This is a genomic window from Spirosoma oryzicola, from assembly GCF_021233055.1.
GTDB lineage: Bacteria > Bacteroidota > Bacteroidia > Cytophagales > Spirosomataceae > Spirosoma > Spirosoma oryzicola.
Map to the genome: position 1 here is coordinate 2,304,915 of NZ_CP089538.1, position 20,604 is coordinate 2,325,518.

17 protein-coding genes are annotated in these 20,604 nt (G+C 51.2%); 10 read left to right on the forward strand and 7 right to left on the reverse strand.

Annotation, left to right across the window (positions count from 1 at the left end; genetic code table 11):
* Positions 1-12 precede the first annotated feature (12 nt).
* The 4 genes from LQ777_RS09395 to LQ777_RS09410 form a co-directional block, all read right to left on the reverse strand.
* The gene (locus LQ777_RS09395) at positions 13-1,674 is read right to left on the reverse strand and encodes a S8 family serine peptidase (RefSeq protein WP_232562260.1); all 1,662 of its coding nucleotides are present in this window, start codon (positions 1,672-1,674) and stop codon (positions 13-15) included.
* 279 nt (positions 1,675-1,953) lie between these two features.
* Positions 1,954-3,555, reverse strand: a complete 1,602-nt coding sequence (locus LQ777_RS09400; protein ID WP_232562261.1) for an aldehyde dehydrogenase (NADP(+)) — start codon at positions 3,553-3,555, stop codon at positions 1,954-1,956.
* A 56-nt stretch (positions 3,556-3,611) separates the two neighbouring features.
* Entirely contained in the window at positions 3,612-4,751 is a 1,140-nt protein-coding gene (locus LQ777_RS09405) for an amidohydrolase (protein WP_232562262.1), read from the reverse strand.
* 68 nt (positions 4,752-4,819) lie between these two features.
* Positions 4,820-5,746 (reverse strand): sugar phosphate isomerase/epimerase family protein, encoded by a 927-nt coding sequence (locus tag LQ777_RS09410; protein WP_232562263.1) that lies wholly within the window; start codon positions 5,744-5,746, stop codon positions 4,820-4,822.
* Between the two features lie 169 nt (positions 5,747-5,915).
* Here LQ777_RS09410 and LQ777_RS09415 point away from each other — a divergent pair, with 169 nt between their 5' ends.
* From LQ777_RS09415 to LQ777_RS09455, 9 genes are all read left to right on the forward strand, one after another.
* Positions 5,916-6,863 carry a threonine ammonia-lyase gene (locus LQ777_RS09415; RefSeq protein WP_232562264.1) on the forward strand — a complete coding sequence of 316 codons (948 nt, stop codon included), beginning with the start codon at positions 5,916-5,918 and terminating at the stop codon, positions 6,861-6,863.
* A 26-nt stretch (positions 6,864-6,889) separates the two neighbouring features.
* Positions 6,890-8,380: a glycosyltransferase family protein gene (locus LQ777_RS09420; RefSeq protein ID WP_232562265.1), complete on the forward strand. Its 1,491-nt coding sequence runs from the start codon at positions 6,890-6,892 to the stop codon at positions 8,378-8,380.
* Positions 8,381-8,659: 279 nt separating this feature from the next.
* Positions 8,660-10,351 carry a CTP synthase gene (locus LQ777_RS09425; RefSeq protein ID WP_232562266.1) on the forward strand — a complete coding sequence of 564 codons (1,692 nt, stop codon included), beginning with the start codon at positions 8,660-8,662 and terminating at the stop codon, positions 10,349-10,351.
* A 104-nt stretch (positions 10,352-10,455) separates the two neighbouring features.
* Positions 10,456-12,309, forward strand: coding sequence for a membrane protein insertase YidC (gene yidC, locus LQ777_RS09430; protein ID WP_232562267.1), 1,854 nt, complete (start codon positions 10,456-10,458; stop codon positions 12,307-12,309).
* Positions 12,310-12,429: 120 nt separating this feature from the next.
* Complete coding sequence (locus LQ777_RS09435) at positions 12,430-14,220, forward strand: ABC transporter substrate-binding protein (protein WP_232562268.1); 1,791 nt, start codon at positions 12,430-12,432, stop codon at positions 14,218-14,220.
* Between the two features lie 63 nt (positions 14,221-14,283).
* Positions 14,284-15,570, forward strand: coding sequence for a glutamate-1-semialdehyde 2,1-aminomutase (hemL, locus tag LQ777_RS09440; RefSeq protein WP_232562269.1), 1,287 nt, complete (start codon positions 14,284-14,286; stop codon positions 15,568-15,570).
* Positions 15,567-16,211: an HAD family hydrolase gene (locus LQ777_RS09445; protein ID WP_232562270.1), complete on the forward strand. Its 645-nt coding sequence runs from the start codon at positions 15,567-15,569 to the stop codon at positions 16,209-16,211. Before hemL ends, LQ777_RS09445 begins: the two co-directional genes overlap by 4 nt.
* Positions 16,211-17,218: a glycosyltransferase family 2 protein gene (locus tag LQ777_RS09450; RefSeq protein WP_232562825.1), complete on the forward strand. Its 1,008-nt coding sequence runs from the start codon at positions 16,211-16,213 to the stop codon at positions 17,216-17,218. The genes LQ777_RS09445 and LQ777_RS09450 overlap by 1 nt, the downstream gene beginning before the upstream one ends.
* 111 nt (positions 17,219-17,329) lie before the next feature.
* On the forward strand, positions 17,330-17,683 hold the full coding sequence (locus LQ777_RS09455; RefSeq protein WP_232562271.1) for a hypothetical protein: 354 nt from the start codon (positions 17,330-17,332) through the stop codon (positions 17,681-17,683).
* Positions 17,684-17,709: 26 nt separating this feature from the next.
* Here the strand turns inward: LQ777_RS09455 and LQ777_RS09460 are convergent, their stop codons facing one another.
* Complete coding sequence (locus LQ777_RS09460) at positions 17,710-17,865, reverse strand: hypothetical protein (protein WP_232562272.1); 156 nt, start codon at positions 17,863-17,865, stop codon at positions 17,710-17,712.
* A gap of 144 nt (positions 17,866-18,009) precedes the next feature.
* On the reverse strand, positions 18,010-18,219 hold the full coding sequence (locus tag LQ777_RS09465) for a zinc ribbon domain-containing protein YjdM (RefSeq protein ID WP_232562273.1): 210 nt from the start codon (positions 18,217-18,219) through the stop codon (positions 18,010-18,012).
* 133 nt (positions 18,220-18,352) lie between these two features.
* On the opposite strand from LQ777_RS09465, the gene hisS reads away from it, so the two are divergent.
* Positions 18,353-19,717 (forward strand): histidine--tRNA ligase, encoded by a 1,365-nt coding sequence (gene hisS / locus LQ777_RS09470; protein WP_232562274.1) that lies wholly within the window; start codon positions 18,353-18,355, stop codon positions 19,715-19,717.
* Positions 19,718-19,793: 76 nt separating this feature from the next.
* Here hisS and cobA read toward each other — a convergent pair whose 3' ends face one another.
* Positions 19,794-20,558 carry a uroporphyrinogen-III C-methyltransferase gene (gene cobA / locus LQ777_RS09475; protein ID WP_232562275.1) on the reverse strand — a complete coding sequence of 255 codons (765 nt, stop codon included), beginning with the start codon at positions 20,556-20,558 and terminating at the stop codon, positions 19,794-19,796.
* Positions 20,559-20,604: the final 46 nt, after the last annotated feature.

Consider the following 20,604-nt stretch of genomic DNA (forward strand, 5'->3'; position numbering starts at 1 on the left):
TACGAAATCCGCTTATCGTTTTATCACCTTCACGGTTCGCTTCTTATCACCCGAAACGAGTGTCAGAAAGTATAACCCTGCCGATAAATTTAGGTTTGGTAAAACGAAAGTGGTAAGACCACTATAGGTTGCGCTGTTTCGCCATAAGACACGGCCTGCCAGATTGATAAGGGTAGCCTCAATGGGTGTATTCGCTGCGATTTCACCCCATTGAACTGCCAGTGGCTCTGTTTCGCTAAATGGGTTCGGATACACCAGCAATTGACTGTAGGTAGCGGCCAGAGCGGAGGCCCGTTCAAAATTGGGAATACCATAGCCTAACTCGTCGTTGGGTGTGCTGTACTGGCTGCCTGATTGACGCAAGCTCGCGGTTACCTGAGCAGCCGTGAGTTGGGGGTGCGCCTGCCAGAAACCAGCCGCCAGACCTGCAACCAACGGTGTCGCGAAGGAAGTGCCATTGCCTGTTCCGATCAAGCCGGAAGCCAAGCCAAGGACGACGCCCTGTCCTCGGGCAACCAAGTCTGGCTTCACGCGTCCGTCTGGCGAGGGGCCAAACGAACTAAAGGAAGCGCGCTGACCGGTTTGGGTGACAGCTCCAATAGCGAGCACAGATACGGCATCGGAAGGTGCGGTTATGTAACGCCACGGTTTATTACCTTCGTTTCCAGCGGCTACCACGACTACCATTCCCGTTTCCGTAGCTATCTGGGCCGCCCGGCTGGAAAGCGCCGTTTTACCGTCCATATCCTGGTACGTATAGCTGGTTGAAGCATCGTCGAACGTAGAATAACCTAACGATGAACTGATTACGTCAACACCGACGCTATCGGCATATTCTGCGCCGAAAAGCCAGTTGGCTTCTTCCAGTCGGCTTTCTGAATTGCCTATTTCGGTACAGAGCAAGACAAACGATGCTTTGTAGGCCGTTCCGTATAACTGATTGTCAGTCGTAGCTGCGATAGCCGACAACGCCTGAAGGCCATGATCATCGCCTTCATAAACGCTCGTTTCTTTTCGAACGAAATTATACGTGGCCAGTACCCGACTTTCGCTGAAAAGTGGTTTCAAAAAAGAAACTTGATTGGCATTTCGAAAACCGGCATCCAGCACGGCAATCAGCATGCCTTCGCCATGATAGCCTTGCCGATGCATGTTATCAACTCCAATCTGTTCGACCTGAAATTTTGAATCACCGTAGGCTAGCGAGTCTTGCTCAACTTTAGCCAATTTGCTGATCGTTGTGAGGGTGGCTTCGGCACTAATCCGGCGGCTGGAAAGCGAGCGGCTAAAGTCAAGTCCTTTTACAAACGGTAGCTTTTGAATAGTCGCCAGCGTCGCGTCGGTGGCTTCCACCAAAACCGCGTTAAGCCAACGCGACGGAAACCAGATTTTGGCACCCGCCTGTTGCAGCTGGGTTATGTACGCTGGATTGACCGGTAAATCGCGTTCCCGAACCGGGATGTTTTGCTTTTGCCGACGTAGAATGGACCGTTGCGATAAAAACTGCTCCGGTTTATTAAAGCTGTAGGGCGAGTTCGCTTTATCGTTCAGCAGCACTAGATACTTACCCTGACTAAAACAATTACTCTGAATCAGTATAGACAGGAGCAGGAACCAGATGCGTGTGTGTACTGCCGTACTCGTAGTTGCGGTCGATTTGTTGAATACCCTCATTGCCTGTTCGTCGTACTGTATATGAAAACGTGGTCGGACGGCCTGCTATTGCGCCTTTGGTAGGCATAACCGCCTGAACGTCTAACGGTTTCGATTCACATACTTTTGACCATAGGCAGGAAAGAGAACGAAGGAAATATCCGGGGTCACCGTCAGCGTATTTGACGAATTGCCAGGTAAATCGATGGATGGGGAATTTATGCTCGACGTGTAATCCGAAGAAACAGTTCTCAGTGTGGTGTCGGTTTTGAGAAACCGACACCACACTGAGAACAAGGCCTACGACTTCGTTAATTCGCCGTCGACATTGCGCCAGATGCCGAGGGGGTTCGCATTTTGCAGGGCCAATGGCAATAAAGCGTCTGGAAAACTTTGGTAGGTGAACGGGCGCACAAACCGTAGAATAGCTCCGGTACCCACTGAGGTACTACGACCGCCGTCGCTGGTAGCCGGGAATGGACCGCCGTGGGTCATTGCTTCACTAACTTCGACGCCCGTTGGGTAGCCGCCGAATAACACTCGTCCGGCCTTAGCCTGCAAAATAGAAACCCAATCGAACCCAGTCTGCCCGAGTTCGTCCGGGGTGGCATAGAGCGTAGCCGTTAGCTGGCCTTCGAGTGTTTCCAGGCATTCGGCTAGCTCGGCTTCCGTCTGGCAGGTGATGATCAGCGACGTTGGACCAAAAATTTCTTCGCTCAACGCTGGACTGCACAGGAAAATCGGCGCGGTCGTGGTCATCACGGCAGGGCGACCTTCGGTGCGGCTGTCGGCGGATTCCGTTTCTGATTCCGCCAGCATGTGCACACCCGGAATGACGCGATTATGTTGAACACCTTTGTGGTAATTCTGGCAAATGCCCGTGTTCAGCATCGTGGCCGGAGCCGATGCCCGTATTTTTTCGGCTACCGTATCCAGAAAAAGCGTGGACTGCGGTGAGTCGAGCAAAAAGACGAGACCCGGATTGGTGCAGAACTGACCAACGCCTAGGGTTATCGACGCAGCAAGCCCTTCGGCTACTTTCGTCGCGTTTTCCTGAATGGCTCCCGGCAAAACAACCACTGGGTTTACGGCGCTCATTTCGGCATAAACGGGAATTGGTTCGGGCCGTTCCTGAGCGATTCGCTGTAAGGCCAGACCTCCCGCTCGCGATCCGGTAAAACCGACCGCTTTGACCGCTGGATGAGCGACCAGTTCCCCGGCTACTTCATTGTCGGCGTGCAGGAGCGAGAAAACACCGTCGGGCATGTCTGTTTTCTGAGCCGCCGTGGCAATCGCCTGACCGACCAGCGACGAGGTGCCCGGATGGGATGGATGGGCTTTAAAAATAACCGGACAGCCAGCCGCCAGCGCCGAAGCCGTATCGCCCCCCGCTACCGAAAAGGCAAGCGGAAAATTGCTCGCTCCGAAGACCACAACCGGGCCCAGCGCTACCAGCATCTGACGCAGGTCGGGGCGGGGGAGTGGCTGACGGTCGGGCAGGGCCGGATTGATGCGGGCGTCTACCCAGGAGCCTTCGCGCAACAGCCTGGCAAACATCCGAAGCTGCCCCGTCGTGCGACCCCGCTCGCCCGTCAGACGACCCGTCGGTAAACCGCTCTCCAGCACGGCCCGCTCAACCAGCGTGTCACCCAGCGCTTCAATTTCGGTCGCGATGGAATCCAGAAAATCGGCGCGCCGGTGAGGGTGAAGTTTGGCGTAAGTAATAAATGCTGCGGCTGCCTTTTCTACCGCCTGATGAGCCTGTTCGCTCGATACGTTGGTAAATTCATCCGTTAGCTGTTCCTGGGTGGAAGGAGCAAAGGCTTTAAAGAAATCGCCTTCGCCCGCGACGGCTTCGGTGCCGATGAAATTAGCGGTAAATGGGTACTGAAGTGTTGACATGTGTTCAAAAAGTAAATAAGTCAGGGACGCAAAATCGTTGTTTTGTTACCGCTGTTTTAAGCATGGTGGTCTTCTATAAGCGCCAGAAACAAGCGGGCCGCCGGTTCAATTAGGTTATCGTTAAAATCATAATCGTCGTTGTGCAGAGCCGGTGACTGCTCCCCGGCCCCAATACCAAACATCGCCCCTTTGTGGTGCTGCGTAAACAGCCCGAAATCTTCGCCCCATTTGAACGGCTCTTGCTTTTCAAGATACGGAAACCCTAATTGAAGCGCGCTGGTTCTGATTTGTTCAACGGCATCCGGATCGTTTTGGTTGGCAAAGAAGGCTTCCGTGGTAGCTGTTTCTATAGCAATGCCGCTTCCCGCACAAAGGTTCGATAACGTAGTCAATAGCCGGTCGGTTAAAACATCCATCTGCTGGTTCGTTCGCGTTCTAAGCGTTAAATGAATTTCCCCGTAACCCGCCGAGACGCCGTACGATTTTTCGCCTAAGGTACTATAAACCGGTGTTAACAAGGCAAACTCGTCGGAACCAGGATCTGTGTTTTCCAATTCCTTACTAGCCAACATGAACAGCGCCATCAGATAAGCCGGATTGGTTCCTTTTTCGGGCTCTGCTGCGTGCGATACGGCTCCTTTAAACCGGACAATCAAACTTTTAACGGCTGGCGTAAAATCGCCCGGTCTGCACACGATGACGCCCTGCGGATAACCCGGCAAGTTGTGCAAGGCAAAAACCCGGTCGGGACGAATGGATGCGAAGGCGGGATCATGGAGAACGGCTTCGGCCCCCTGGCCTGTTTCTTCGGCGGGCTGAAAGACGAGGTAAACCCGACCTTTAGCTGGTGGTTTCCGACTTAAAAAAGAAGCGAGTCGGGCGAGGATAGCCGTGTGTCCATCGTGGCCGCATTTGTGCGAAACACCTTTGTGAAGCGATTTATGCGCAAACTCGTTTATTTCCTGAATCGGCAAGGCGTCGATATCCGCCCGGATAAGCGTGACGGGCCCCGACAAGTCAGTGCCATATTGGAGTAGCAGACCGGTGTTGCCCACTTCCGTTAATTTGACGGGATTAAACGGGCTGACGAACGCCTTAATCCGCTGCTGGGTAGCGAATTCCTGGGTGGAAATTTCGGGAAAACGGTGCATCTCCCGTCGGAAGGCAACAAACAGATCCGGGTTTTCGGCGGGCATAATCAGCAAGTAAGGAAAACTATTCTGAAGCGCCGATCTACCTGAACGGCGCTTCAGAATAAGCGGTATTAAACCATAGCACCTACGCGTTCCAGCAGGGCTTTCGTTTTGCGGATACCTTCGTATTCGTCTACTTTATCGCCTTCATATTCAATACCGGCAATACCTTTGAAACCGCTGTCTTTGACGATCTTCATAATGCGGTTGTAATCCGTTTCAACGCAGTTACCGTTTGCGTCGAAGTTGTAGGTTTTGGCTGACACGCCTTTTGCGTAGGGCAGCAATTCCTGCGTACCCTGATATCGATCATATTCTTCTACGCAGCTATGACCCTCGCCCCGCTTAAGGCAGAAATTGCCGAAGTCCGGCAGGGTTCCCACGTTTTTCATGTTCACCTGCTTCATAACACCCGCCAGCCATTTGCCTTCCGACGAATAGCCGCCGTGATTTTCGACAATGACGTTGATGTTCATGGTTTTGGCAAATTCGCCGAGCTTACCGAGCCCTTCAACGGCTGCTTTAGCTACCTCATCAGCGGTTCCTTTCCCGGCGGCATTGACGCGGATGGTTTTGCAGCCCAGGTACTTGGCGCACTCGACCCAGCGGTGGTGATTTTCAACCGCTTTACTCAGTTCGGCTGTGTCGGTAGCGCCCAGATTACCTTCTCCGTCGATCATGATCAGGTGGTTCGTGATGCCGTTGTCTTTGCAGCGGGTCAGCAGGTCATTGAGGTAAGTTTTATCCTGTGCTTTATCCTTGAAAAACTGATTGACGTATTCAACGATACTGATGTCGAACTCTTTGCGGGCAATGCCCGGAAAATCCAGATTCGTAATTTTTTTGGCGAACAGCGATTTGTGTAGGGACCATTCCGCCAGCGAAATGTCGAAAAACATTTTTTTCTTACCAGCTTCGGCAAACGCAGACGGGGCAATTGATAAGGCAGCCAGTGATCCGGCGGCCTGCTTCAGAAACGAACGGCGATTCGTATTCATGGAGGAAGGGATTTAGTACGTGAGTTTTCGAAAACAAAAGACAGCGATCCTAGCCAGAAAATCAAGTTGGAGCGGAAGACAGCCGGTAAGAAAAGGGTTCTCCAGCGCATAATTACCTGCCTAGCGGACGTTTTCTTTGTAATTTGCGCCCTTCGATGCTTCAAAATCCATGATCTCTTTAGCTACCATCCGTGAGGCACACGACCGTATTCGGCCTTACATCCACCGTACCCCCGTTTTAACGAACCACACGATCAACGACCGGGTCGGAGCCGAGCTGTTTTTTAAATGTGAGAACTTTCAGAAAGTGGGTGCTTTTAAAGCGCGGGGTGGTTTGAACGCCGTGTTGCAGGTTGCCGAACATCAGGAAGGAAAGGCGATTACGACGCACTCGTCGGGCAATCACGCCCAGGCGGTTGCCTTTGCCGCCCGTCAGGTCGGAATGCCTGCTTACATCGTGATGCCGCGCACGGCTCCCCAGGTCAAGAAGGACGCGGTGCGAAACTACGGGGCTGACATCATCGAATGCGAACCTACGCTCGACGCTCGTGAAGCCGGGGTTCGGGACGTCATCGAACGCACCGGAGCCGTACTGGTCCATCCGTTCGACGATGACCGGGTGATTGCCGGACAGGCTACGGCGGCCAAAGAACTGATCGAAGATTTTGGTACGGAAAAATCGTTCGATACGATCCTGGCTCCGGTTGGTGGGGGCGGTTTGCTCAGCGGAACGGCGCTGATTACCCACTACCTGTCGCCCACGACGCGCGTGATTGCGGGTGAACCGGAAGGAGCTGCTGACGCCATCCTGTCGTTTCGCAGTGGCCGGGTCGAAAAAGCGCCCTACATTAACACTATCGCGGACGGACTCATGACAAACCTCAGCGAGCGGACACTACGCCTGATTCGCGAACACGTCGCTGATATTCTAACCGTTTCGGACGAAGAAATCATTGCGGCAATGCGTCTGGTGTGGGAGCGGATGAAAATTATTATCGAACCTTCGTGTGCCGTGCCGTTGGCGGCTGTATTAAAACATAAAGATCAGTTTGCGGGACAGCGCGTCGGTATTATTTTGACCGGAGGCAATGTAGACCTGGGCAAGCTGCCTTTTTAACGATACCGCTCGGATTACTCCCTACAATGAACACAAGTTTACAGTTGATACGTCGCGATTCACGGTTACGGTGGCTCCTGCTTTTCTCGCTGCTTCTACAGATTATTTTCTGCATTACTCAGGTTGGTTTCCTGCATCCTGATCAGCATTTTCAATTAATCGAGTTTTCTTCCTGGCAACTGGGCGAACCGTCCGGGGCCACCGGGGTGTGGGAGTTAAACAGCCATATACGGCCTACGCTTCAGGTGTACCTGTTTTCGGGCTTCGTTACCGTGTGCCAATTTTTGCAGATTAATGATCCGTATAGCCAACTAGCTGTTCTCCGAGTCCTTTTTGGCGTATCCGGGTTCGTCTTGTTTAATGCCCTGGGTATTCATTACTTCAAGTCGGACAGAAAGCGACTTTTTCTCGTATTGCTGCTGATCAATTTGTCCTGGTCGCTGCCGTACGTTCGCACTCTGTTCAGCTCCGAAATCGCATCGTCTATCGTGTTCTTCGGCGCTATTCTCCTGTACGAAAAGAGAAATGAGAAATTTGCCTATGTTTTCCTGACCGGATTGCTGTTCAGCCTGGCGTTCTACTTTCGTTTTCAGATCGCGTTCGGCGTTGTCGGATTCGGCATATGGTTGCTGATCATCGAAAAAAAATACAGTAACCTGCTGCCCCTGGCCATCGGCTTTCTCGTCGGGGTGGGTATCAACGTATTCCTCGATTACCATTTTTACCACCAGCTGGTATTTACGCCATATGACTATTACCGGGTCAATATCACGGAAGGTAAAGCGGCTGAATTCGGTACGTCCAGTTTTGTGTGGTACATTCTCATGCTGACTCTGGTGGTGGGTGCGCCCCCTTTTAGTATTTTCTTGTTTTACTACAGTCTGAAAGGAGCGCTGAAAGAATACCGGCAGCCAATCGTTTTGGCCGTCGTCTTTTTCGTTTTGGGCCATTGTCTGGTGGCGCATAAAGAAGAGCGGTTTATGTTCCCGGTTGTCAATGTCATGCCGATTATTGCGGGCTGGGGATTACCGTCCTTTATCCGCTATTATGAGCGGGCAGAAAAATGGATTCGACTGATTATAAAAGGAGTGATGAATTTCAGTATAGGACTGAACGTGCTGGTGTTGGTGCTATTTCTGGTGTTGAATCCGTATTACCAAAGCGTCGAATTTTCGCGCAAACTGGTCAACTACTTCGACGGAGCGAGTCCAACGGTTTATTGCATCGATCACACGCCCTTTGAAACAGAAAGCCATTTGCAATTGATGTTCTACCGTCGGGCCGCGCCGGATATGAAACTCGTTGAAATGCACAATCAGGATTCGATTCGTTATCTGAAAAATGCATGGCTGGCAACTACGTACAACGACGCTAAAGAAAAACTTCCACTTCTGGACAGCCTTGGGTTTAAACCGCAGCTTTATTCGTCAACGCCGTTGTGGCATGTTAACCAATGGCTCCAATCAAAGGATATAGGTACCATTAACAATATTTGGGTACTGTACAAAAAGGAGTAGTCATACAGCAGGTGGTGTCGGTTTTGAGAAACCGACACCACGCGGGCGGCCCCGCCGACACCACTGTACGATTCAATTTGCTTCATCGGTGGGGGCGTGTTGAGGTCATGCTAGGCGAAGGGCTTTGTGAATTCCCAAAAGCAAGGATCGCTTTCTCAAGTACAACGTTGACTAGTAGTGGATTAGCCAGGAGAGTAACTTTTTCCTGGATTTCTTCGCTCTTTTTCGGCTAATTTTTCGTACTTTTACATCCCGTAACGACCAAAACAGGTTTGAATCATGGCGGCTACGGGACCAAAATCCGCGAAATATATTTTTGTTACGGGCGGGGTAACTTCATCACTTGGCAAAGGCATCATTGCCTCTTCACTGGCCAAACTTCTTCAATCACGAGGGCTTACGGTAACGATCCAAAAATTCGATCCGTATATCAATATCGACCCTGGTACACTGAATCCATACGAACACGGTGAGTGCTACGTTACAGACGATGGCGCTGAAACGGACCTCGATTTGGGGCACTACGAACGCTTTTTGAATCGCCCGACTTCTCAGGCGAACAACATCACCACAGGCCGTATCTACAACAACGTCATCACGCGCGAACGCCGGGGCGATTTCCTGGGAAAAACCGTTCAGGTAGTTCCCCACATCACCGACGAAATCAAGCGGAATATCCGGTTACTGGGTGATACGGGCGAGTACGACATCGTGATTACCGAAATCGGCGGTTGCGTGGGTGATATCGAATCACTGCCTTTCGTTGAGGCTGTTCGGCAACTTAAGTTTGAACTGGGCGAACACGATACCCTTGTCATTCACCTGACGCTGGTACCGTACCTGCAATCGGCGGGCGAGTTAAAAACCAAACCAACGCAGCACTCCGTTCGGATGCTGCTCGAAAATGGCGTTCAGCCTGACATCATCGTCTGTCGGACCGAGCACCCCTTGCCGCAGGACATTCGCCGGAAAATCGCGCTTTTCTGTAACGTACAGGTTAGCTCCGTTATCGAAGCCATCGATGCCGAGACGATCTACGACGTACCGTTGCTGATGCAGAAAGAGCGGCTCGATCAGCGGGCGCTGTACATGATGGATCTGTACAACGACCGGGATGCCGATCTGGACGCGTGGAAAGGATTTTTGGGGCGGCTTAAAAATCCGGGCGACACCTTAAAAATCGGTCTGGTTGGTAAATACGTTGAGTTGCACGACGCCTACAAATCGATTGCCGAAGCGTTCATCCACGCCGGTGCGGCCAACGAATGCAAAGTGCAGCTGGAATGGATTCAGTCCGAGACACTGGTTGACGAACACCATTGCGCCGAGGTTCTACGCGATCTGGACGGGGTATTGGTTGCGCCTGGTTTTGGCGAACGGGGAATCGACGGTAAAATCAACGCTGTACGTTTCGTGCGCGAAAACAACATTCCGTTCCTCGGTATCTGCCTGGGTATGCAAATGGCTGTCATCGAATACGCCCGCAACGTGATGGGTATCGAAGACGCGCATTCGAGCGAGATGGAACCGGATACACCGAACCCGGTTATCAGCATGATGGAAGAACAGAAAACCGTCACGGATAAGGGTGGTACGATGCGTCTGGGTGCGTACACGTGTAAACTGAAACGTGATTCGCTGGCGCATCAGATCTACGGTAAAACGCAGATCAGTGAGCGGCATCGGCACCGGTATGAGTTCAACAACGATTACCAGGATCGGTTCGAGAAGGCAGGTTTACGCCCAACGGGAATTAACCCCGATACGAATCTGGTCGAAATCGTTGAACTGAAGAGCCACCCCTGGTTTGTAGGCGTGCAGTTTCACCCTGAACTGAAGAGCACGGTTATGAATCCGCACCCGTTATTTGTGCAGTTTGTACGGGCCGCGCTCACCTATAATCAGCAGAAACGCACCGCTGACACGCCAGAGCGCTCCGCTCCTGTAGAAACCGTCGAGGTGGTTGATTAACCGCCGATATTGGCGTAATTTTGCCAAAAATAATTTTCAGTCGTCAGTCTCGGTTCTACTAGGGTTCGACCGAGACTGATGACCGAAAATTGAAATCATAGAAAATGGATCGTAATCAAGTAATTGGCATTGTCCTGATTCTGGCGATGCTGGTCGGCTATCAACTGCTGGTGCCGAAACCCGCGCCCGAAAAACAGGCTGCCCAAAAAACGCAGACAACAAAACCAACAACAGCGTCGGGCGCGGCTGCGGCTATCACCAAGGCCGAACAACCCCTCGACTCAGCGGCAGCCAAAGCGCAGTTTGGCGACTTCGCAACGGTAGCAACCGGTGAAAACCGCGATATCGTCGTTGAAAACAAAGACATAAAATTAACCTTCAGTACACAGGGTGGTCGGGTTAAAGAAGTAATCCTCAAAAACTACAAGACCTACGATCAGAAGCCACTCGTACTCATCGATGATCAGCGCAGCAAAACGCTGCTGGAACTGCCAACCAACCGGGGCAAAGTCGATTTACACAAGCTTTACTACCAGACTACGGCGCAGAGCGGTACGGTTAGCGGCCAGCCCCAGCAGATTGTCTTCCGGGCGGAAGTAGCGCCAGGTCAGTCCGTCGAGCAGGTCTATACCGTTCCGGCAGAAGGCTACGTACTGGATTACGACCTGAAACTGAATGGTCTGTCGAGCACCGTAGCTAACGGCGATATTCGTTTTTTCTGGGAAGACAAAATGAGCCAGTACGAGAACGATTTATCGAACAACCGTCGCGCGGCTACCATCGATTACCTGACGGCTGACGAGAACTTCGAGAAGCTGACCGAAGGTGAAAGCAATCAGGAAGTTACGGTGGAAGAACCCGTTCAGTGGTTTACCATCAAGCACAAGTATTTTCTGGCGGGTTTTGTGGCAAAAAATGCGCCCATGCCCAAAGCCGATTTTAAAGCGCTGGTCGATCCGGCTGATAGCAGTGTTGTCAAAACGGCCGTAGCCGACGTAACCTTGCCAATTGCTGACGTGAAAGCCGGTAAAGGACAGTACAAATTCTACTACGGTCCCAACGATTTCCAGTTGCTGGGTAGTGTAGCGCCCGAGTTCGACCAGAACGTTTACCTGGGTTACTCGATCCTGAAGCCGATCAACAAATACTTCTTCGTGCCCGTATTTAACCTGCTGGAGAAGTTTATCTCGAATTACGGCCTGCTGATCATCGCGCTGGTTGTCTTCGTAAAGCTGCTTTTGACGCCACTGACCTACAAATCGTACGTGAGTATGGCCAAGATGCGCGTTCTAGCCCCTGAGATCAATGAGATCAAGGAGCGCGTGGGCGACGATATGGCGAAGCAGCAGTCGGAGCAGATGAAACTTTATCAGGAAGTAGGGGTTAGTCCGTTGAGTGGCTGTATTCCGGTGTTGGCTACCATGCCTATTCTGTTCTCGCTGTTCATGCTGTTTCCAAACCTAATCGAACTGCGGCAGAAACCCTTCCTGTGGGCCAGTGACCTCTCGACCTACGATGCGTTTATCACGTTCCCAACGCTGCCGTTCATTGGCGGACACCTGAGTTTGTTTACGGTACTGATGACCGCGTCGTCGATTGCGTACGCTTACTACAACAACCAGACCACGCCGACTCAACCGGGGCCGGTAAACATGAAGGCGTTAAGCTACGTTTTTCCGCTGATGTTTATGTTCGTTCTGAACTCGTATCCAGCCGGTCTGACGTTCTATTATTTTGTATCGAACATCGTAACGATCACGCAGCAACAGCTTATTCGCCGGTTTGTTGACGAGGATAAAATTAAAGCGGTGCTGGACGAAAATCGTCGGAAAAGTGCGTCGGGTCAGGCCAAGAAACCCGGTGGTTTCCAGGCGCTATTGCAAAAACAACTGGCTGCGGCTGAAGAGGCTCGCAAACAGGCTGACGAAGCACAACGGAAAGCAAAACAGAAAAAGTAACGGTTACGGTCAGTCCAAGGTCTTGACAATAGAATCGAAACTGTCTGGTAACAGCCAACAAAAGCAACGCCTGGGCGTTGCTTTTGTGCATTAACCCAAATAAACAACATGAACGGTAGGATGAATTATCGTACACTAACGATAGTTAGTTTGCTTTTGCTTCTAAATAAACTACTCGCTGTAGCGCAGGTTTCTGGCGATGCGTTAAAACGGTATAAAGCAGCCGTTCAGTTGGTGCAAACGGGCAATTACGAGCGGGCTAGGGCAGACCTGAATACCATCATCCAGCGGGAGGGCGCTTTGGCGCCCTATGCACACTACTACTATGCGCTTGCTGCCTTCCGGCAACGAGATTTTACCCAGGCTCGGCTAATGATCAAACAGTTGATGAATCGCTACCCGAACTGGCAAAAAATGGACGACGCGACTTATCTGTTTGCGGCAACCTGCATGGAAACCGGGCAGTACGAAGACGCACTTGACGCCATTCAGCAAATCCGGAATCCAGCTTTTCGAACCGATGTGACAAAGCTAGAACAGGCTTTTCTGGGACGAGTGACGAATTTGAATCAACTGAAGCAACTGAACAGAGAGTTTCCTGATGATCGTATCGTGGGGCTGGCTTTGATCGACCTTATTCAGCGAACGGCTACTGATAAAGATGATCTGGAATTGTCGGATCGCTTAACAAACCGCTTTGGCGTACCCGGTACGGTGGGCCCTCGTTCGACAAGTACGGCAGCCTCGACTACCCCCTCAGCGGCTACCCCAACCGCAACGACGCCCGCTCAACCGGCCCGTAATACGCGGGCAAAAGGCTATTACAACGTTGCCATTATGTTTCCGTTTCGCCTGGACGAATTTAATCCTGATAAGCGTCAGCGGTCTAACCAGTACGTGTATGACCTGTACAATGGCATCAAGATGGCGAAGGACAAGTTGCAGGAAGAAGGAATAACTATCAATCTGTTCGCCTATGATGTTGACAATGATGCGAACAAAACGCTGGAACTGGTCAATAGTCCTGCTTTTGCCCAGACGGACATGATCATCGGTCCGCTTTATGTCGAGCCGAACCGGATTGCGTCGACGTTTGCCAATCAAAACAACATGTTGCTGCTGAATCCCATTGCTACCAGCAGTGAATTGGTGAGCAACCAGCCCATGTCGTTCCTGGCGCAGCCATCCCTGAACCAACAGGCGCTGAAAGCCGCCGAACTAAGCCGTAACCTGAAAGGATTGCGCCGGGCGGCTATTTACTTTGGTTCAACCCGCAAGGATTCGTTGCTGGCTACCGCGTATCGGAACGAACTGAAACGGCAAAACTACCAGATCCTCGATTTTCGAAAGGTGAGCGGTTCGGCTCAGACAATGGCCGACGCCATGAAGCTATCAGGTACCGCAACGCCCACCCGTTCAACCTCGGCAACCACCCCGGCTACCGTCACCCCCGTTTCGGTAGGGCACGTATTCTTTGCAAGCAGTAACGACGAGGAAGGTAATCGCATGATCGACGCCCTAAGCCGTCGTAAAGTAAATGGGCCACTAATTGCCACGGCTTCGGCCTTTGATTTTTACAAGAACGGTCCCTCAACCTTTACCCGTCGGGATCTTTACCTGCTTTACCCGGATTTTATCGACTCATCGCGGGAGCCGGTTACTGCGTTTGAAGAAGAATACTTAGCGAAGCAGAACACCATCCCGTCGATATTCGTCAGTCAGGGATACGACATGATGCTGTTTTTCGGGCGTCAGCTGGCGAAGAATGGCACGCAGTTCCGTAACAGAAACAGCCTGCGTTCCGATACGGATGATTACCTGCTATCGGGCTTCGATTATACACAGAGTAACGACAATCAATTGGCGCCAATCGTCAAGTTCGAGGACGGGCGATTTGTGAAGATTAACTAACGATCAAAAGAGTACGCCATAAACAAACTATTTAAGTCGGTATAAAGCGAACTCATGCAACCTATGACAACAAGCGAACAATTATTTGAGAAAGCAAAAACGCTGATTCCTGGTGGTGTCAACTCACCCGTCCGAGCCTTTCGGGCGGTGGGCGGCTCCCCGGTTTTTATCAAATCGGCGAAAGGACCGTACCTCTATGACGAAGATGGACGGCAATACATTGAACTGATCAACTCCTGGGGGCCAATGATTTTGGGCCACGCTTTCGAGCCGGTCGAAAAAGCCGTTCGCGATGCGATTCAGGATTCGTTTTCGTTCGGCGCTCCCACGCGCAAGGAAGTCGAAATGGCCGAGCTGATCACAACGATGGTCCCTTCCGTCGAAAAGGTGCGGATGGTCAACTCCGGTACCGAAGCGACGATGGCGGCTATCCGGGTGGCGCGGGGCTTTACCGGTCGGGACAAGATTATCAAATTTGAAGGCTGCTACCACGGGCATGGTGACTCGTTTCTGATCGCTGCCGGTAGCGGGGCCATGACGATGGGTATTCCCGATAGTCCCGGTGTCACGAAAGCGACGGCGGCTGATACGCTTACCGCGCCGTACAACGACCTGGCCGCCGTTGAGAAATTGCTGGAAAACAATCAGAATCAGGTAGCCGCTGTCATCCTGGAGCCGGTGGTAGGCAACATGGGTTGTGTACTTCCTCAACCGGGCTTCCTCGAAGGGGTTCGTACCCTCTGCGACAAACACGGCACGTTGTTGATTTTCGATGAGGTGATGACGGGCTTCCGACTGGCTAAAGGCGGAGCGCAGGAGCGATTCGGTATTACGCCCGACCTGACGACGATGGGGAAAATTATCGGCGGAGGTATGCCCGTCGGTGCGTACGGTGGACGCGCTGACATCATGAATGTGGTATCACCTGCCGGACCCGTTTATCAGGCCGGAACGCTTTCGGGTAACCCAATTGCCATGTCGGCGGGACTCGCGATGCTGCACCACCTGAACGATCACCCGGAAGTTTATACGCGGCTAGAAGAAATTGGTGCGGCTTTGGTCAACGGCTTTCAGTCGTCCTTGACAAAGCTGGGTCTGAACTACACGATCAACCACATCGGCTCCATGTTCACCTTGTTTATGACCGAGCGATCGGTAACCAACTTTACCGAAGCCAAAACGTGCGATCTGCCTTTGTTTGGACGCTATTTCCACGCTATGCTGAAGCGGGGCGTTTATCTGGCTCCTTCGCAGTTTGAAAGCTTATTCCTGTCAGTTGCCCTGACCGACGATTTGATCAGCCAGATTATTCAGGCGAACGAAGAAAGCTTGCAGGAGGCATTGGCATGATTGTAAAGGGTGTAATTTTTGACTTCGATGGCACATTGGCCGATACGCTACCGCTTTGTATTCGGGCGTTTCGGTCATCCATCGAACCCCGGCTGGGCCGTTCCGTGAGCGATGCGGAAATCATTGCGACCTTCGGCCCATCCGAGGAGGGAACCATCAAAGCGTTGATTCCCGATGCGTTCGACGAGGGTGTTGCCGCTTACCTAACCCATTATGAACAGTTCCACGCCGATTACCCGGACCTGTTTTCGGGTGTACAATCGCTGTTGACCGATCTGCAAAGCAAAGACGTTAAACTGGCTTTAGTGACGGGAAAAGGCCGACACAGTGCGGCTATGTCGCTCAAGTTTTATCAGTTGACTTCATACTTCAGTGCATTTGGGTACGGCGATTTGCAGGTCAACAGCAAAACCGGCAACATCAACCGGATTCGGGAGGAGTGGCAGTTAGCACCGGAAGAGGTGCTGTACGTTGGCGATGCGCCCAGCGACATTACAGCCTGTCGTCAGGCGGGTGTGCCGATTGCCGCAGCCGCCTGGGCATCAACGGCGGAGCCTGCTGTGTTGGAACCGCTCAAACCCGACGCTTTGTTTCACTCGGTAGATTCGTTCCGAACCTGGTTGTTTGACCGCCTGCCATGATCTTTTTTTCCGTTATCATTCCCGTCTTCAACCGTCCCGACGAACTACGCGAACTGCTGGTAAGTCTGACGAAACAGACCTATACGCATTTTGAGGTTGTTGTCGTTGAAGACGGTTCTAAAACCAAAGCGGACGATGTGGTGGCCGCCTTTGCCGATCAACTAACCATTCGATACTATTTTAAGGAAAACTCCGGGCAGGGGTTTACGCGCAACGTTGGTTTTGAACGGGCCAACGGTGATTACTTTGTTATCTTCGACTCGGACGCGCTGATCCCACCGCATTATTTTTCTGTCGTCCATGAACGGCTGGAATCAGACTGGCTCGATGCCTACGGCGGTCCCGATATGGCCCACCCTGACTTTACACCCGTTCAAAAAGCGATCAGTTACTCGATGACGTCACCGTTCACGACGGGCGGTATTCGGGGCAGCAAAAAGAATCTGGGCGGTACATTTCACCCCCGAAGTTTCAACATGGGGTTGTCGCGGAAGGTGTGGGAAACGATTGGCGGGTATAAGCTGAGCCGAATGGGGGAGGACATCGAGTTCGCCATTCGGATCATTGAAAACGGCTTCAAAACGGGGTTGATCGCCGATGCCTTTATTTACCACAAACGCCGGACAAATTTTGGGCAGTTTTACCGTCAGTTGCGTTTTTTTGGAAGAGCCCGAATCAACATTTCGCGCTATTATCCAGGTGAGCTGAAACTTGTTCATACCTTTCCGGCTCTGTTTACCCTGTTTGTGCTCTCTGTACCGGTTTGGGCTCTCATCAGTACGGTCCTGTTTCAGTTAGCACTGGGTGTGCTACTGCTATTCGCTGTGCTGGTGCTCGTTGACGCTACGCGTAAAGAAAAGAGTGTACAAATTGGTTTGTTAAGCGTAAGAGCCGCTTTTACGCAGTTGATTGGCTACGGCGTGGGATTCATCGGGGAGGGTTGGAAAAAACTTCGCGAGCCTAAAACCTTTCGGGAGACGGGGGCTGGCATCGAGTACCCATCGTGAGAATTATATTGTAAATATATAATGCCGATGGGCTACAAAAGTTAAGCCATTGACAACGAAAGCGGAACGCTTTTTGTTCTATTTTTGAACCTATTGATGCATTAACCCACCATGACAAAGCTTGCGAAACCACCTGGTCAGAAGTTAGTGAAGCGTATGAGTACGCGAACAAAGGGCCTGATTGTGGCTCCGCTGGGGCTTTTGTTGCTAAGTGCGGGCCTGTGCGTGTTTAGTCTGGCAGCGCAAGCCAGACAGGATGGCGCTACGTTTCAGCAGTGGTTTCTGCGAGGTGCTTACAGCCTGATCCTGATCAACGGCGGGTTGTTATTGTTCGGGCAGGCGATTCGGTACCGGGCGCAATTGGATTACCGTCGGTTCGTGCGTCGGGAACTGAAAAAGCGGGATCGGGAGTGGTCACGAAACCGCCAGAAACGAAAAACCTCGCCGAATAAGGGCGAGGCTTAGTATCGTCGGTTCGCGAGTCGGCTCGATTACGCTTCTTTTTTCTCGGCGAACGATGCTTTGATCGCTTCAACGTCTACGTTCTTGATGACCGGCTTACGCAGCAGTTGTTTGATAGCGTTTGTCTTATTGTTAGCGATGGCCCGGTTCCGGCGACCTTTGCGTTTCAGTTCAGTTACTCCCATGACTATATATTAGTTTTCTTGCGGTTCGAATTTTGAAGTGCAAAATTACTGTTTTTTTCGACAGAACTTGCAGCTTTGGCGGGATTTTTTGGTGTCGGCCCGTGCACCCGCCTATTTTTAGTAGAGCGATCAGCAAAGAAAAGGCTATAGCTTCTTTAAAAACTCAGTTCGCAGTACGATACTCATACCACCTACCCGGCAATCTACCTCGTCAGGATCGTCGGTCAGGCGGATTTTCTTGACGGTAGTGCCTCGCTTCAGCGTGGTCGAAGTACCTTTGACTTTTAAGTCTTTGATGAGGGTTACGGTGTCACCATCAGCCAGACTGTTGCCGTTACTATCTTTTACGTCCATTAGTCAGTACAGTTTAATTAGGGCCACAAAGCTATGAAGAAGCGGATAAACGACAGCCTCGCGACAAAGTAGGTAATATTTTATTACGCACACTCCTGTCAATCCTGTTCATCCTGTCTATTAATTTTGCGCCATGCAAAAACCAACATTACCCAAAGGAACTCGTGATTTCGGGCCGGAGCAGATGCGAAAACGGCAACATATACTTGATACCATTCGTCAAACCTTTCAAAGGTTTGGTTTTCAGCCTTTAGAGACACCTGCTATTGAAGAGCTGTCCGTGTTAACGGGTATATATGGAGAAGAAGGAGATAAATTGCTCTATAAAATCAGAAGTAATAAAAGTCTTAGAGATCAATTATCCACTGATAAGATCGATAAACTGGATCAAGCGTATGACTACTGGCTACCTCAAAAGTCAGAGTTAGGATTGCGTTATGATCTAACTGTTCCGTTTGCACGGTACGTAGTAATGAACCGTAATAATTTGGCATTCCCATTCAAACGGTATCAGATGCAACCCGTATGGCGGGCCGACCGTCCGCAAAAAGGACGGTATCGAGAGTTTTACCAATGTGATGCTGACGTCGTTGGTACGGACTCACTACTATGCGAAGCTGAAATTATTCTTATGATCCACGAGGTTTTTAAGAATCTAAGTATCACCGATTTTACGCTCAAAATGAATAATCGCAAGATTTTGACTGGAATTGCTGAATTGATTGGTGCGCCAGGACAGGAAGGAGCCCTAAGCGTAGCGATTGATAAACTGGATAAAATAGGCAAGGATAAAGTACTTGACGAACTCCGCGAACGAGGTTTTTCGGAGGACTCTATTAAGAACCTCGATCCGTTATTTTATAAAGAAACGGCATCAAGTACGCTAGAGAATTGGCTCAATACATCTCTTACTGCTCGTGAGGGAGTTGGAGAGTTAAATGAGATTATCCAACTTGTTAAACAACTTGGATTAACGGATCATAGCCATATCCAAATAGATGGGAGACTAGCGCGCGGTCTGTCGTACTATACCGGGGCTATTTTCGAAGTAAAAGCCAATGGCGTTTCCATCGGAAGCGTTAGCGGGGGCGGTCGTTACGATAACCTGACCGGCGCATTCGGGATGCCGGGGCTGTCAGGGGTAGGTATCTCGTTTGGCGTTGACCGGATCTACGACGTGATGGACGAGCTAAACTTGTTTCCGGCTTCGGCGGGTCAGGGCACGCAGGTACTGATCGTACCATTCGATGCCGAAGCGCGGTCGGTTGCTTTGCCCTTACTAACTAGATTGCGCAGTGTGGGTATCGCTGCCGAAGCGTATCCGGATCAGGCTAAAGTCAAGAAAATGCTGGATTACGCAAACGCCAAGTCTATTCCGTTCGTCGTGCTTATTGGCTCGGAAGAAGTGCAAACCGGTCTACTGACGCTTAAAAATATGGTAACGGGCGAACAGCAAAAAGTAGCGGCTGACGCGCTAATGCAAATAGTCCTTGCCTGATAAAAACTGGAGTCGATTGTGTTGTGGTGTCGGTTTCTCAAAACCGACACCACGACCGATACCGAATGTTGTATACTTATTTCTGTTGAGCCAGATGTTGGCTGATTGCTTCCGAAACAGCAGTTGTCTGGCCGCTTGGAAGCCCCGCTACTTCACCGATAACGATGATTGCCGGGTTACCTACTCCTGATTCGTCGGTCTTCTGAACAATATCCGAAACGCGGCCAAAGACCATCTGCTGATCGGGCAGCGTTCCGTTTTGAATGATCGCAACGGGTGTTTGAGCTTTACCGCAATCGGCAAAAACAGCCATGATCTCCGCTAGTTTATGCATGCCCATCAGCACGACAACCGTGGCGGAGGATTGAGCCGCTAGCTGAAGATCCTTGGATAATTGGCCCGCTTTCGTTGTGCCCGTAACCACCCAAAAGCTTTCCGACAAACCACGCGTTGTCAGCGGCACACCCGCCGAAGCCGGAACCGCATAACTACTGGAAATGCCCGGAATCACGTCGGTTTCAATCCCGCATTGGCGCGCAAATTCAATCTCTTCGTAACCCCGCCCGAACACAAAGGAGTCGCCCCCTTTAAGCCGAACAACGTGACCGTATTGCTGCGCGTAATGCACAATCAGTGGGTTGATATCTTCCTGTACACACGAGTACGCGCCCCGGCGTTTGCCGACGTATACCTTCAACGCATCCGGGTGACAATAATCAAGCAAGTCGGGATGCACAAGCGCGTCGTACATGACAACGTCTGCCTGCTGCAAAGCCCGAATGCCTTTGACGGTTATTAAATCAGGATCGCCGGGTCCGGCACCTACAAGGGTTAATTTCATGCGAATGAGTGATACAAGCGGTATGATACATCGGACTAGCCATCCT

What these genes read in the sequence shown, in the direction of transcription:
- LQ777_RS09465 (WP_232562273.1), bottom strand. Translation starts at nt 18,219, where the DNA reads ATGGACGTAAAAGATAGTAACGGCAACAGTCTGGCTGATGGTGACACC.
- hemL (WP_232562269.1), top strand. Translation starts at nt 14,284, where the DNA reads ATGACAACAAGCGAACAATTATTTGAGAAAGCAAAAACGCTGATTCCT.
- LQ777_RS09400 (WP_232562261.1), bottom strand. Translation starts at nt 3,555, where the DNA reads ATGTCAACACTTCAGTACCCATTTACCGCTAATTTCATCGGCACCGAA.
- LQ777_RS09415 (WP_232562264.1), top strand. Translation starts at nt 5,916, where the DNA reads ATGATCTCTTTAGCTACCATCCGTGAGGCACACGACCGTATTCGGCCT.
- LQ777_RS09410 (WP_232562263.1), bottom strand. Translation starts at nt 5,746, where the DNA reads ATGAATACGAATCGCCGTTCGTTTCTGAAGCAGGCCGCCGGATCACTG.
- LQ777_RS09445 (WP_232562270.1), top strand. Translation starts at nt 15,567, where the DNA reads ATGATTGTAAAGGGTGTAATTTTTGACTTCGATGGCACATTGGCCGAT.
- yidC (WP_232562267.1), top strand. Translation starts at nt 10,456, where the DNA reads ATGGATCGTAATCAAGTAATTGGCATTGTCCTGATTCTGGCGATGCTG.
- cobA (WP_232562275.1), bottom strand. Translation starts at nt 20,558, where the DNA reads ATGAAATTAACCCTTGTAGGTGCCGGACCCGGCGATCCTGATTTAATA.
- LQ777_RS09420 (WP_232562265.1), top strand. Translation starts at nt 6,890, where the DNA reads ATGAACACAAGTTTACAGTTGATACGTCGCGATTCACGGTTACGGTGG.
- LQ777_RS09395 (WP_232562260.1), bottom strand. Translation starts at nt 1,674, where the DNA reads ATGAGGGTATTCAACAAATCGACCGCAACTACGAGTACGGCAGTACAC.
- LQ777_RS09425 (WP_232562266.1), top strand. Translation starts at nt 8,660, where the DNA reads ATGGCGGCTACGGGACCAAAATCCGCGAAATATATTTTTGTTACGGGC.
- LQ777_RS09405 (WP_232562262.1), bottom strand. Translation starts at nt 4,751, where the DNA reads ATGCCCGCCGAAAACCCGGATCTGTTTGTTGCCTTCCGACGGGAGATG.
- LQ777_RS09435 (WP_232562268.1), top strand. Translation starts at nt 12,430, where the DNA reads ATGAATTATCGTACACTAACGATAGTTAGTTTGCTTTTGCTTCTAAAT.
- LQ777_RS09460 (WP_232562272.1), bottom strand. Translation starts at nt 17,865, where the DNA reads ATGGGAGTAACTGAACTGAAACGCAAAGGTCGCCGGAACCGGGCCATC.
- LQ777_RS09455 (WP_232562271.1), top strand. Translation starts at nt 17,330, where the DNA reads ATGACAAAGCTTGCGAAACCACCTGGTCAGAAGTTAGTGAAGCGTATG.
- hisS (WP_232562274.1), top strand. Translation starts at nt 18,353, where the DNA reads ATGCAAAAACCAACATTACCCAAAGGAACTCGTGATTTCGGGCCGGAG.